The 422-nt window shown below is 38.2% G+C and carries 1 pseudogene; it reads right to left on the bottom strand.

The annotated features are described in order from the left end of the window. Window positions 1-59: 59 nt before the first annotated feature. Window positions 60-422: pseudogene (locus CWB66_RS21740) on the bottom strand (peptidase dimerization domain-containing protein); the annotation flags it as partial.

The following is a 422-nucleotide window of genomic DNA, read 5'->3' as shown; positions in this document are numbered from 1 at the left end:
ATTTGCTCATGTAATTCAATTAGACTGACGGAATTAGTGTATTTCTGATTTATATCTTATGTTGCATCTAGCAGCTATGGTTGCAGCTCTTGTACACTTAAGCCAGGAAGAGGGCGCATATCAATGTGCATTTCACAGCAACCGCAAATCCGATTTGCATTATCGCCCCCATGAATATTACATAAATTGAGCGTTGGGTGAGGAATTTCAAAGTAATTTATTGAATATTTATTCTTAAGTTGTTCTTTTAAGATTAGCAATTTTGTAATCACTTTATGCATCACTTCGATGGCGTTAAGACCCCGTTCGGGATCTGAGCTATGTCCTGAACGGCCGACAACTCTTATTGCTGTACTCATATGACCTTTATGAGTAAATAGTCGCGTCATATCAGTAGGTTAACCAATAAGACAGCTACTTCC

Source organism: Pseudoalteromonas sp. S558 (genome assembly GCF_005886635.1).
Lineage (GTDB): Bacteria > Pseudomonadota > Gammaproteobacteria > Enterobacterales > Alteromonadaceae > Pseudoalteromonas > Pseudoalteromonas aliena.
Note: the sequence above shows the minus strand (reverse complement) of the source record. Positions and strands in the feature narration are given on the sequence as shown.